Annotated in this window: 12 protein-coding genes; 6 read left to right on the forward strand and 6 right to left on the reverse strand. The window is 67.8% G+C overall.

Annotation, left to right across the window (positions count from 1 at the left end):
* Positions 1–166: 166 nt before the first annotated feature.
* Positions 167–1,468, reverse strand: coding sequence for a S53 family peptidase (locus ACTHNC_RS05170; protein ID WP_440293531.1), 1,302 nt, complete (start codon positions 1,466–1,468; stop codon positions 167–169).
* Positions 1,469–1,669: 201 nt separating this feature from the next.
* Between ACTHNC_RS05170 and ACTHNC_RS05175 the strand changes: the two genes are divergently transcribed.
* On the forward strand, positions 1,670–2,341 hold the full coding sequence (locus ACTHNC_RS05175; protein WP_440293532.1) for an HAD family hydrolase: 672 nt from the start codon (positions 1,670–1,672) through the stop codon (positions 2,339–2,341).
* A gap of 56 nt (positions 2,342–2,397) precedes the next feature.
* Positions 2,398–2,751, forward strand: a complete 354-nt coding sequence (locus ACTHNC_RS05180) for a hypothetical protein (RefSeq protein WP_440293533.1) — start codon at positions 2,398–2,400, stop codon at positions 2,749–2,751.
* A gap of 47 nt (positions 2,752–2,798) precedes the next feature.
* Here the strand turns inward: ACTHNC_RS05180 and ACTHNC_RS05185 are convergent, their stop codons facing one another.
* A complete protein-coding gene (locus ACTHNC_RS05185; protein ID WP_440293534.1) occupies positions 2,799–3,182 on the reverse strand; it encodes a response regulator transcription factor in 384 nt (127 codons plus the stop codon).
* Between the two features lie 214 nt (positions 3,183–3,396).
* Positions 3,397–4,029, reverse strand: coding sequence for a ScbR family autoregulator-binding transcription factor (locus ACTHNC_RS05190; protein WP_440293535.1), 633 nt, complete (start codon positions 4,027–4,029; stop codon positions 3,397–3,399).
* Between the two features lie 101 nt (positions 4,030–4,130).
* Between ACTHNC_RS05190 and ACTHNC_RS05195 the strand changes: the two genes are divergently transcribed.
* The 3 genes from ACTHNC_RS05195 to ACTHNC_RS05205 all read left to right on the forward strand — a co-directional run bounded on the left by ACTHNC_RS05195 (position 4,131) and on the right by ACTHNC_RS05205 (position 8,442).
* Positions 4,131–4,925: a response regulator transcription factor gene (locus ACTHNC_RS05195; protein ID WP_440293536.1), complete on the forward strand. Its 795-nt coding sequence runs from the start codon at positions 4,131–4,133 to the stop codon at positions 4,923–4,925.
* A gap of 454 nt (positions 4,926–5,379) precedes the next feature.
* Positions 5,380–7,428 carry a sensor histidine kinase gene (locus tag ACTHNC_RS05200; protein WP_440293537.1) on the forward strand — a complete coding sequence of 683 codons (2,049 nt, stop codon included), beginning with the start codon at positions 5,380–5,382 and terminating at the stop codon, positions 7,426–7,428.
* 192 nt (positions 7,429–7,620) lie between these two features.
* Positions 7,621–8,442 carry an AfsA-related hotdog domain-containing protein gene (locus tag ACTHNC_RS05205; RefSeq protein ID WP_440293538.1) on the forward strand — a complete coding sequence of 274 codons (822 nt, stop codon included), beginning with the start codon at positions 7,621–7,623 and terminating at the stop codon, positions 8,440–8,442.
* Positions 8,443–8,688: 246 nt separating this feature from the next.
* Here the strand turns inward: ACTHNC_RS05205 and ACTHNC_RS05210 are convergent, their stop codons facing one another.
* From ACTHNC_RS05210 to ACTHNC_RS05220, 3 genes are all read right to left on the reverse strand, one after another.
* Positions 8,689–9,141 carry a MarR family winged helix-turn-helix transcriptional regulator gene (locus ACTHNC_RS05210; RefSeq protein WP_440293539.1) on the reverse strand — a complete coding sequence of 151 codons (453 nt, stop codon included), beginning with the start codon at positions 9,139–9,141 and terminating at the stop codon, positions 8,689–8,691.
* Entirely contained in the window at positions 9,138–9,785 is a 648-nt protein-coding gene (locus ACTHNC_RS05215; RefSeq protein ID WP_440293540.1) for an MBL fold metallo-hydrolase, read from the reverse strand. The genes ACTHNC_RS05210 and ACTHNC_RS05215 overlap by 4 nt, the downstream gene beginning before the upstream one ends.
* Before the next feature lie 126 nt (positions 9,786–9,911).
* Positions 9,912–11,648 carry an alkaline phosphatase family protein gene (locus ACTHNC_RS05220; protein ID WP_440293541.1) on the reverse strand — a complete coding sequence of 579 codons (1,737 nt, stop codon included), beginning with the start codon at positions 11,646–11,648 and terminating at the stop codon, positions 9,912–9,914.
* A gap of 219 nt (positions 11,649–11,867) precedes the next feature.
* Here ACTHNC_RS05220 and ACTHNC_RS05225 point away from each other — a divergent pair.
* Positions 11,868–12,504: serine hydrolase domain-containing protein (locus ACTHNC_RS05225; protein ID WP_440293542.1), on the forward strand; the 637-nt coding region annotated here is incomplete at its 3' end.

Raw genomic sequence — 12,504 nt, forward strand, 5'->3', positions numbered from 1 at the left:
CGGGGAACTTCCGTATTAATGACGACCCCTGTGGGTGGACCCGCAGTTTGTCCGACGCTACCGGGGCGCGCGCCCGCGCGGTTGTGGGGGCCAGGACGTCCTTGCTGGGGGGGGGCCCCGGAATCCTAAGGACACGGGGGCCGCGCTTCGCCTCAGCCGAGCAGGATCACTGCAGGGCGCTGATGATCGCTCCCACGTCGGGGGTGCCCCATCCGGTCGGTCGGTCCCATCCGGTCGCGCCGGAGTAGCCGCCGTTGAACGTCGCCGTCGAGTTGCTGCCCTGGGTCACATCGTGCAGCAGACTCTTCGACGCCCAGCTCGACGCCTGCTGGCCGACGTTGCCGACGGAGTGACCCGTCGCCTGGATGACGTCAGCCGTCAGCGCGGCCCACTGCGGGGAACCGGCCGAGGTGCCACCGAAGTAGTAGAACCCGTTGTTGTCGCCGCCCAGGAACCCGAGGTAGGTGAGCACGCCGGTGTACACGCTGGCGTTGTAGGCGACATCCGACCCGCCCTTGGCGAGGAAGAGGCTCTGCGCGCCACCCGTCTCGCCGATGACGCCGAATTTGCACGAGAGCGGGCAGTTGGCGTAGTCGCCCCACACGGTCTCCCGCGGCAGGTCGAGGCCGCTGCCGACGTACAGGTTGGTGCCGCCGACCGCGGTCACGTTCGGGTCGGATGCCGGATACCCGAAGTTCGCGTAGCCTGCGCCGTTGTCGGAGCCGTCGTCACCCGAGGAGGCGAACAGCGACATGCCCTGCGCGGCCCCCTTCACGAACGACTTCTGCGCCTGCGTCGTCTGGCCGTTGTTGGCGTTGGGTGAGGCGATCAGGTTGTCGGCTTCGCCGTAGCTCATCGACAGCACGTTGCCGAGGTGGTTGTCCACCGCGTACCGCACCGCGTTGTCGATGGACGCTCCGTGGTCGTTGGCCGCGACGACGAGCGCGATCTTCGCGCCCGGCGCGACCGCGTGCGCCCACTGCACGTCGAGCGACGTCTCCTCGGCCCAGCCGGTCTGCGTGCCGCGACCGTTCCACGTCGGCTTGCCGCCGGGGTAGTAGACGGTCAGGTCGGGCGCGGGGAGCCCGAAGGCCTGCGAGAACGTCGCGAGGTCGGACTGCACGGTCGGGCTTCCGAACGCGTCGACGATGACGATGGTCTGCCCGGTGCCCGCCGCAGTTCCGTCGATCGTCGCCGGAATGTCATAGGCGGCACGGATGCTCTGCGGCGTCTGGCAGGCGACGGCGCCTCCCGACTGCGCGAGGCAGTCCGCCGGAGTGAGCGATGGCTTGATCGCGCTAGCCGGCAGCCCCGCCTTCTCGACGAACGGATGCACTGTGTACACCCAGTTCGTGCTGGGGCTGGCCGTGCTCGGCGTAGCCGCAAGGGCCGGTGCCGAAGCCGAGACCGCGAGGGCGGCGGCTCCAGCGATGGCGAGCGTGATTGAGACGAGCGATCTGCGCTTCATGGGTGCTCCCTTGTCCCGCCGCCGCTCCCGTCGCGACGGCCCAGCGGAACACTACGCTCGCGCAGGCCGTCGGGGATAGGGGTTTCGGCGTCGAAAACCACCCATTGGAGGGTCAGGCCATCCCGATCGGCGGACCGGGGATGCGTCGTGTTAGCGTCGGACCAGCCTCCGCTTCCGTTCCGCGCAAGGAGTACTCGCTTAGTGTCCCATCCCCGAGCTGTCGCCTTCTTCGACGTCGACGAGACGCTGGTGTCGGTGCGGACACTCGAGTCGTTTCTGCTGTACTACCGCGCGCTCGTGCCGTCGATGATCTCGCAGGATGAGCTCCGCGAGCTCGCCGCCAAGGTGGTGCAGCTGGACCGCACGGAGTTCAACCGCCTCTACTTCGGCATCTGGGCGGGGCAGCCGGCCGAGCAGGTGCGCGAGGCGGGCCGCAGGTGGTACGCGGAGACATCCGCGCACGAGGGCTTCTACCGCCCGAACGTGCTCCAGCGGCTTCGCGAGCATCAGGATGCCGGCGACCATGTGGTGCTCGTCTCCGGGTCCTTCGCCGCGCCTCTTGAGCCGCTCGCCGCCGACCTCGCAGTGGAGCACCTGTACTGCACGGAACTCGAAGTGCTCGATGGGCGCTTCACGGGCGTGATCAGCCAGGCGATGATCGGCGACGACAAGAGCCGCGTCGTGGAGGGCTATCTCGCATCCGTCGGCGACGCGGCGAGCTGGGGCTACGGCGACCATTCCAGCGACCTGTCATTGCTGGAGCGGGTGAGCAACCCGGTGGTGGTCGGATCCGATCCCGTGATGCTGCAGGTGGCAACGGAGCGCGACTGGCCCGTCATGCCGATCGAGCGGCCTCTCGCCCCACGCAGTTGAGCGCGATACGGTGAGGAATACCGTACGTAGAACCGAACCGACCGCGAAGGACAGGTATGGCGTCGATCGCCGCTGCACTGAATGAGTTGATCGCTGGCCGCGACGTGACTGTAGAGGATGCCCTCACCCGCCACTTCACGGACTCGTACCGTCAGAGCACGAACGGTGAGTGGATCGACCGAGCGGCTTTCGGGGAGCAGATGACGCAGTTGCGTCCCCATATCGAGAACGTCGAGATCACCGTGCTCGACGAGGTGTCGCAGGGCTCCGCATACGCCGAGCGGCACGTCATCCGTGTGACGCAGCGCGGCGGCGGCGTTGCACGCCAAGAGGTGTTCCTGTTCGCACAGCTCGCGGACGACGGCAGGTTCGACTCGCTCGAGGAGCTGGTGCGGCCGCTTCCGGCCTGACCGGACCAGCGGCGGTCCCGCCGCGCTCGGCGGTCAGCGGAGTGGACTCAGGCTTCGCGCAACTGGCGCAGCCGCTCGTCGACGCGGTCCCGCAATTCGCGGGGTCGGAACGGCTTCGTCATGTAGAGATCTGCACCGGCGCGCAGGCTCGCGTCCTCCTCGTGCTTCGCGGTCACCGCGGTCAGCACCACGATGAGCGCGTCGCTGATCGCCCGCACGCGCTTGATGGTCTCGATGCCGCCGATTCCAGGCATCCGCAGGTCGACGGTCACGACGGCCGGGTCGGCTGCCCGCACGGCCGCGAGCCCGTCGAGTCCGTTCGGGGCCGCGACGACATAGAGCCCAGCGCGTTCGAGCACGGCACAGATGAGGTTCCGGATCTCATCGTCGTCTTCGATGACGACCGCACTCCGGTGGATTCCCAGCCTCACCGCGACCGGGTGGACTGGTCGATTCGGGCGCCGCACGGAGACGGCAGCCCGGATGTCGGCCGCACGCGCGGCATCGGCTGGCGGCCCATGCGTCTCCTCTTAGTTACCGGGTCGCTTCAATCTAGACGAACGTCTGATTCGTTGCCAAGTCCCCAAGGTGAGGGGTGCTCGACGTTTGGCGTCACACTGCGCGTCCGAGCCGGCGCAAGTGTGATCAATAACGCCGCGACTCGGCGCGGCAGCGCGTGACGAGCTGCTCGGAATCGGTCACACCGAGGCCGGGCAGTATGAGCAGCCAGTAGCGCTCGACGCGGGCGTGGATGTCCCTGGCTCCGGTCAGGCGGTGCGCCACCTGCTGGAGGCCGGTGAAGGCTTCGACGAGCACCTCGGCCGCTCCCTGCAGGTCGAGGCCTGGCGGCATCGTGATGGATGCGCCGGCTTTCGTCAGCAGCTCCAGGAGGACCGCGTTCCACGCCACGAAAGGCGTCGGAAGCTTGACGTCGTGCAGTCCAGCGTCGTGCTGGAGCCGGATGCCGGCGCGCACGAGAACGTCGTCGCGGAACCTCGCAGCGACGATGAACGACAGCAGCACCATCGCGTCGACCCCGTCGTAGCCGTCGCCGCGGATGCGCTCCAGCACTTCGCCCCACTGGCCGTACTGGCGTTCGACGACCTCGCGCGCCAGCGAGTCCTTGGTGGAGAAGTGGTAGCTCATCGCACCCTTGGTGCGATCCAGCCGAGCGGCGATGCTCGAGAGCGAGGCCGCGGCGTATCCGACCTCGTCGAATTCGGCGGCGGCGGCCAGAACTATCTCGTCGCGCCGAGCGGCCCCCCGTGCCTGTGTCATCGGTACAACAGCCTATGGGTGCGGAGTGCGGTACAGACGGATTCGAGGATGAAGGGTTCGTCAGGTCGCTCGGCGCTGCCCGGTTGCTACGCTTGGCGAGCATGGGAGCGGTCCAGGGGGAGTGCGCTGTCGTCATTGAAGACGATGCCGTCATCCGCGAACTGATCGGTACCGTGCTCGAGCAGATGGGGCTCGAGGTGATCGCCGTCTCGAGCGGGATGGACGGCGTCGCCAGGGTGGTCGAGCGCCAGCCGGTTCTGGTGACGGTGGACATCGCGATGCCGGGAATCGACGGCTTCGAGACGGCGAAACGCATCAGGGCGATCAGCAGCGCGTACATCATGATGGTCACCGCGCGTGATGAGGAGATCGATGCGCTCCAGGGGCTCGGGGTGGGCGCCGACGACTACGTGCTCAAGCCGTTCCGCCCACGAGAGCTCCGAGCACGCGCCGAGGCGATGCTCCGCAGACCGCGAGCGGTCGAGCCGTCGAACGGGCAGGCATCCAGCGGCGTGCACCCCACAGTGGACGCAACGGCGGATGTGCCAGCGCCACCGGCAGGCGCGGTCCTCGAGCACAACGGCGTGGTTCTCGACCCGGACACGCGCATCGTGATGCGGGAAGGCGCCGAACTCGATCTCACGCGCAGCGAGTTCGACCTGTTGCAGGCGCTCCTGACCTCAGGCCGCAACGTGCGCAGCAAGGACGAGCTGGCTCGCCTTTTGCGCGGCGAGGGCTACGTCACGAACCCGTACGTCGGCGACGCGGATCGCCGCGGCGTGGAGGTGCACATCGGGAACCTGCGCAAGAAGCTCTCCGACAACCCCGCCTCTCCGTACCTCATCGAGACGGTCCGTGGCGTCGGCTATCGCCTGGCGGCAGCCCGCCGCAATTAAGGCGCGTCTCGATTCGAAACGCGCGAGATGCGGCTCAGTGTGGTGAATTGCAGGCTCGGGCAGATAGCCTGTAGTCCTCCATACTGTTGTCGTTACGACGCGCCCATTGGTCTTCGGGCCGTATTCGGGTTGAGGCACGTCGCTGACCGGGGGAGAGGGGGCGCCTTCATTCGGGTTGAAGGCGCCCCCATAGTCGATCGTTTCCGGCTTGCCCATTCGGGTTGAGCAAGCCTGCAATCGGTCGTTCTCGAGCGGGAACATCGTCAGTCTGCACGACCCATCCACCGATTGACCGCATCGCCTGCTCAAGAGAGCCTCAGGAGAGTGCACTGGTACGTGCCACACTTGAGGTGACGCTGCGTCTCGGGGGCAATCGACGTCGGCTGCCACCGCGCTCGCGAAGCGTCGGAACGCTTGAGGGCGGCCACATGGGCGGCGCCCGGAGAGGGGCGTGATGTCCGAGACATCGGTGCGCGGCCGTTCGGCCCAGCGCACGTCTTTGCGAGAGCGTCAGGATGTCGACACGGCCGCGGCCGTGACGATCGTCGCCGACTGCGGTTCGTGTGCGGATGCGGTGCGCGCCGCGCTCGCCGACGCGGGCCTCGGACCGGAGGTCGCGGGCGTTGAGATCGGCACGGCCGCAGGCATCCGCGGTCCCGTGCTGTCCGTGGCGGAATCGCTCGATCGCATCGACCGCGAGCTCGTCGTCTCCGCGGTCGACCGGGACTTCCTGCTCCTTGAGCGGGTTCCGGAGGAGCTCGCATCGCGGGTCGCGCTCCTGATCGAACGTTCGGAGCGCAAGCGCTTGCGATCGCTGGATGCCGATCGGCTTCGAAGCGAGACGATCGGGCTGATGTGGGAGGTCCACACCGCCGACTCGATCGCCGAGCTGGCCGAGCGGGTGACCGTGGGAGCGCGCCGCGTTCTCAACGTGCATGCGGCGGCCGTCGTCATCCCGGCGGACCCGGACGCCCAGGACTCGACTGCGACCCCGCTTCTGTGGAGGTCGCCTGGCGGGGACTCGCCCGAGTTGTTCGAACGGGTGGCCGCCTTCGCGGCACGCCGCGCGACGGAGGCGGCTGCTTCTCCGGCGCCAGAGGCCTGGCCGCACGAGAAGCCCGTCATCGACCTGGTGAGCGAGGACGATTCCGACCTCGTCAGCGACCTCTTCGACCGGCGCACGCGGCGCGTGATGCTCGTGCCGATCGAGTTCGAGAACTCCGGAAGGGGTGCGCTGCTCCTCGCCGACGATGCGACCCAGCCGACCCGCACCTCGCTCGAACGGTTCGTCGTGTCGTGGATCGCCACACAGATCGGCCGTGCCGCCTTCGAGCTGTGGATGCGCGATCGCCAGGAACGCAACGAGCGGGAACTGAACGAGACCTCGGCGAAGTTGAAGAAGCTCGTGGACGAGATGGGCGACATGAGCGTCGTCGTGCGGTCGATCGCGGATGCCGTGAATGTCGGAGTCCTCTTCTACGACACGGAGAATCGTCCGACTTTGCACAATCGCATGACCGAACGCCTGCTCGGCCTCACCGGATTCGATCCGGCGACCGGGCTGAGCAAGCACGTGTACGCATCCGACCGGCGCACGCGCGTGAAGCAGGACAAGAACATCATTTCGGAGACCCTCGAGGGAGATCAGCGGGGGCTGATCTACTGGGTCGGGGATCCGCAGGGCGAGCAGCGCGCCATCGTCACCGAGGCGCACGCGATCACCAGGGCGAGCGGCGAGCGGCTGGGCTCGGCTGTCGTGACATACGACGTGACAGACCTGGCGAACGCGATCGAGATCCGTGAGGAGTACCTCGCGACCGTCTCGCACGAGCTGCGCACGCCACTGACATCCATCGTCGGCTACCTGGACCTGATCGACGATGGATACGACATCGACTCGCTCGGTTTCGCCAAGGAGTTCAGGAACATCCAGCGGAGTGCGAACCAGATGCTCACGCTCATCCGCGATCTCCTCAGCACGAGCACGAGCGAGCTGGCGCTGCGCATCGAACCGATCGACCTGTCGTCGCTGCTGGCGCAGTCCGTCTCCACGTTCCAGCCCACCATCGACGTCGCCAGGCAGACGCTGCAGCTCGAGATGCCGCACTCGACCGTGCTCGCACACCTCGACGGCGCCCGGATCAAGCAGGTGGTGGACAACCTCATCTCAAACGCCGCGAAGTACACGCCGGACGGGGGCACGATCACGGTAACGCTGGAGCGCGGGGACGACACGGTCGCGATCGTCGTCGCCGACAACGGGCGCGGAATCAACAAGACGGATCAGGCCCGGTTGTTCGACAGGTTCTTCCGCACCCGCGATGTGCGCGAGGCGGCCATCCAGGGCGTGGGCATCGGGCTGACGATCGTGAAGACCATCGTCGACGCCCACGGCGGCACGATCCAGGTCGAGAGCGAACCGGGGCATGGGTCGACATTCCGGGTGACGCTGCCGGCCCGGGCCGTGTCGACGCCGCTTCCGACGCTCCCGATGGAGCCCTGATCCGAGAAGAAGATGCAGCCCTGATCGGGGGGTACGAGCATGGCCCGAACTGCCGTCAAGGGGCGCAAGCGCGCGACTAGGGTTGAATCACTCGCGCGGCCGTCCCGAATGCGGTCGGATGCCGGCCCCGGCTCGTGTCACGGTCGACACGCTGCGCTCGGCGCGAACTCGACAAGTTAAGGGTGCGTCCAGTTGCCTCTCATCGACAGCAGTGCCGCTCATCGTTCCACTCGTTCCGAGACGCTCGTGTGGGCCATCGAGCAGCTCTCCGAGCAGTCCTGGTCAGCGGACATCGAGATACCGCGCAGCCACTGGCTGTGCCACCCCACGCCGCATCGGGTGCCCGTGACGCTGTTGGCCGAGGCGTTCAGGCAGGCGGGGCTCGCGATCTGCGTGGCCGGGTGGGGTATGGGACAGTCCGTGCAGTTCGTGGTGTCGACGATGACTCTGCGGGTCGAGACGGATGACCTGTACTTTCCGCGTTTCGGAGGGCTCGAGGGGAAGCTCGAGGTGACGTTCGCCGACATCCGTTACCGCAAGGACCTGCCGTATCTTCTCGAGGTCGACTACCGGTTGCCGGGCGTCGCCTCCGGGCACGTCGGTGCCCGTGTGCTGAGCGACCGGGAGTACGGGGCCATCCGCCGCAACGCCGACCGACTGGGCGACGAGGTGCGGGAGACGTCGACGCAGCTCGTCGACGTGCTGGAACAGGATGCCGACCACGTGCGCGCCCGCCTCGCGCTGAACGAGACCGACCCGTTCTTCTTCGACCACCCCGTCGACCATCTTCCCGGAATGCTGCTGCTGCACGCATCCGCTCTGCTTCACGAGGATGTCTACGGCGCTCCGCCCCGATTCCTGACGGTCTCGTTCCCGGCGTTCGGGGAGCTGCGCATGGAGACGGTCGTCGAGGCGAGCCTCAGCTCGCACGGCATCGATGCGGCGTATCTGCAGGGCGAGCGGACCATCGCAACGGCCGTCAGCGACATCGACCACGCGGTGATACCGAACTGACGCGGGCGCCGGTCCCCGTCCTGCCGGCAGTGCAAGGGGGTTGCACTGGGGGACCAAGGATCCGGCGCCCAGATTGCGTCGTTCGAACCGGAAGGTTCGTGTGGGCGAGACGCTTTCGGGTAGCGGCCCGCCCGCTCTCGGGTTGAGGCTCGTCGCGGCAACCGCGACTGGACCCATACTGCCAACGCCGCCCGCGATGCAAACCCTAGAAATCCTCAGGATTTGCTCAAGCCTCCCGGGAGGTGCTCACGGGGTGATCCGCCGTAGGAGATCGGGGACCCGGCGCAGTAGTTCCTGCTCCTCGCCGTCGAGCCGCTCGACGATCGCGCGGGCGAGCACGTCGCGACGCATGTCCCTTCCGCGCTCCAACGCCGCGCGGCCCTGCTCGGTGAGCGAGATGACGAAGCCGCGGCGGTCGGCCGGGTTTGGGGCGCGCGAGACGAATCCGTTCTGCTCCAGTTCCGCCACGGCGCGGCTCATGCCCTGGTGACGCACGCCGCGGCGGATGGCCAGCTGTGCGATCGTCTGCGCGCCGTCGGCGTCGAGCTGGGCGAGCGCCTCGGTGTGTGCTCGAGGCAGGCCGGCACTCTGCGCGCGCACTGCCCGAACCAGGCGGCTGATCGCCACGCGGAGGTTCTCGGCGAGCTCGCGGGCATCCACTCCCGACGTGTCGTCGGACGCGGCAGGAGTCGGGCTCACAGCTCGACGGACTCGCCGGGTTGCAGCGGCAGCATCGGCACGCCGGTCAGGCCGCGCTCGCCGAGCATGCGGTCGGCGCCCATCCTGCCCAGATCGCTGAGCATGGCGTCGTGGATCGGGATGGACTGCCGCGGTGCCACGGCGCGCACGAAGTCGATCGCCTGCGCCGTCACCGTCCACGGGCCGGAGGTGGGGAGGAGCAGGGTGTCGACCGGCACGCCGGGCGCCGAGTACGAGTCGCCCGGGTGCAGGACGGTGCCGTCCACGAGGTAGGTGACGTTCTGATGCACGTTCAGCTCGGGGTGGATCACGCCGTGCAGCCCGGCGAAGGCCGTCACCTCGATCGGCCCCACCGCGAACTCTGTGTCGTCGGTGATGGCCGTGGTCTGGGCGGCACCGCCCGATTCGGCGAGCGCGTCGACGACCGCCTTCGGTCCGTAGACGTGCAGTTCGGGGCGCTCGTCAAGTGTCGTACGGACGGCGTCGGCATCGAAGTGGTCGAAGTGGTCGTGCGTCACGAGCACCGCATCCGCCTCGCGCAGCAGATCGAGGGCGTTCGGCGTGAGGGTGCCGGGGTCGATCACGATCGTCGTGCCGTCGCGCTCGATGGTCACGCACGCGTGGATGTGCCTGGTCAGTTTCATGGGTCTCCTCTGCGGATCAGGAGTGAGGGGGTCGGGATGAACTATACAACAAGGTTGTATATCATCGCGCAGAGAGACAGAAGGAAGCCCGCACGAGCCGTGCGGGCATCCGTTCCGTTGGCGAACTCAGCCTTCGATACCGGGCAGGGTTCTCGTTCCCTGGGACTTGACCGCGTTCAGCTCCCGCGGGTCGAGTTGCAGGAACCGCAGGATCGACGGTGCGATCTGGGTCGTCTGCACGGCCGAGCCGATCGTGCGCGCGTGGTGCACCTGGGCCCCGGAGACCACGAGGGCGACATCGCGGTCGTCGGCGGATGCCCCACCGTGTTCGGCGATCTTGCTCACGCCGCCGGTGTAGACGACGCCTGGCTGGGCGATTCCGACCAGATCCGGGGCGTGGCTGTCGCCCGCCTTCGCCCCGAGCAGCGCATCCGCCTGCACTCCCGTTGCGACCGAGGAGAGGCCGGAGGCGCTCACCGTTGTGGAGTAGACGCCCTTGGCATCGTTCACCGTGTTCGCCGGCGCCGAGTGCTGCAGAAGGTACGACTTGGCGAAGGCGAACGCCGTCGACGACCTGTCGGAGAGCCACAGGAGCATCGCATCGTCGTCGACCGAGAACGACACGAGCTGCGTCTCGGAAGGATGCTGGGCCGCCCACGCCACGTTGAGCGCGCTGATGATCGCGCCGTCATCCACTCGGCGCAGGGTGGACGAGTCCGTTGGAGCCTGGCCGTGCTTGGCCGAGAGGATGATCGTGGTGTCGTTCTCGAGTCCGTCCTGCTTGAGCTGAGCCACCATGCGGCCGAGCTGCCCGTCGACGTAGTCCATGGCCCGCGAGACCAGCGGGCCCGGCTTGCCGTCACCGAGGTAGCCCCCGGCGAGTCCGTCGGAGGTCGGCAGCTTCTGCGCCGTGGAAAGCGTCTGGAAGTTCATGCCGAAGATCGCGGGCGTTCCGACCTTGCTGGTGCGTGAGTGGTCGTATCCGTCGATCTCGTTGAGCACCGCCTGCACCTTGATGCCGTCGTACTCCTGCGTGAGCGCGTTGTCGGTCGTCCAGTCGTCTCCCGAGGCGTCGGCGACGGAGTTGATCTCCGGTGTGAAGAGGTCTTGCACTCCGGTTCCCGACGGGCCGTTCAAGATCTCGTATGCCGGGTGCTTGTCCGACCACGCTGTTCGCAGGCCGCGCGAGCGTGCGACCTCGAACACCGTGTTGGTGGTCAGGTACTGGCTCGGGTAGACCGGAAGGCAAGTCTGCGGATCGATCGGAAGCGCGGCAGGGTCGATGAGCGTCTGCGGTGTCGGCGTCATCTTCAGCGCTGCCGCCGTGATGGCCGACGAGTTCGCGAGCGTCTGCGCCTTCGTCTCGTTCGGGATCGCCGTCAGGGCGGGAGTCTTCAGGCCCTCGCCGGCATCCAGCGTGATGGGGGTTTGCGATCTGTCGATCGCCTCGGTCCACGGCACCTCAGTGCCAGGGGTCGCCGTCGTGCAATCCGTGGTGCCGGGGGCGAGCAGCGTGTGGTTGTACGTGTCGTCGTAGTAGACACCGCTGAAGCCCGGGCCGGCCCCCGTGAACTGGGCGACCATGCCGGGAAAGGAGTCCGACGGCAACGTCGTCTTCGCGGCGGTGTACTCGAGCCCGTGGTTCACGAGCCCCGCGATCGTCGACGACGGGTGCGACTTCACGTATGCGGCGAGGTCGGTCTGATGCATCCCGTCGACGGAGATGACGAGCACGTGCCGCGAGTCGCGCGCCGACGCGGCGTCTGCGTGCGCGGTCTTGGCCTGAGCGGCCGTGATGCCTCCGAAAGTCGCGACCACGACGAATCCTGCGGTCGCGCCGAGCGCGACCCAACGATGTCTCACAATGAACTCCTCACCCGAGCCGCCCGGTCGGCGGCGTCCAGAGGCATCCGACTCGCAGCGGGCATCCGGTACGGAGAACTCCTCGTGAACAGCCGTCGACGGACTCGTGAGAGTCGGCTCAGGAGCCGCGGACGGGGCCGACGTGAGAGGCTCGAACCCGACGTGGCTCTGGAGACGGGCCACGTCAGGAACGCGCCGACGACGAAGCGAAGGATGCACGTGAGCACGAACCCAGCACACCTCTCCGAATCGATCGCGGACGCTGTGCGTCCCGACCCCGCGACGACGGGTGTCGAGCACGGCTGGCGCCGCAGCAGCGCCGAGGCGGAGGGCGTCGAACCCGCAGGCATCCGTGCGCTCATCGAGGATCTCGACGCGGACCCGCAGCTGGACCCGCACGCGCTCATCGTCGTGCGCCACGGCGCCGTCATCGCGTCGGCGCAGTGGGAGCCGTATGCGCTGGACCGTCCGCAGCTCGTGTACTCGCTGAGCAAGAGCTTCACGACCACGGCGGCCGGCTTCGCGGTCGCCGAGGGGCTGCTCGATCTCGACCGGCCCGCCGCCGACTACTTCCCGGAGTACGCCGACAGTGTGGCGCCGGAGAGCCGAGGCATCCTCGTGCGGCACCTCGCGTCGATGGCGACCGGCCATCTGAACGACATGATCGTGGCGTTCGCGATCGACCCGGAGCATCCGATCAGGGCCTTCCTCGCGACCCCGCCGGAGCGCGAGCCCGGCAGCGTCTTCACCTACAACCAGTTGGCCACCTACACGCTCGCCGCGATCATCCAGCGCGGTTCCGGCGTGCGACTCAGCGAGTACCTGCGGCCCCGACTGCTGGAGCCGCTGGGCATCG

It is taken from the genome of Humibacter sp. (assembly GCF_051954055.1).
In the GTDB taxonomy this organism is placed as follows: domain Bacteria; phylum Actinomycetota; class Actinomycetes; order Actinomycetales; family Microbacteriaceae; genus Humibacter.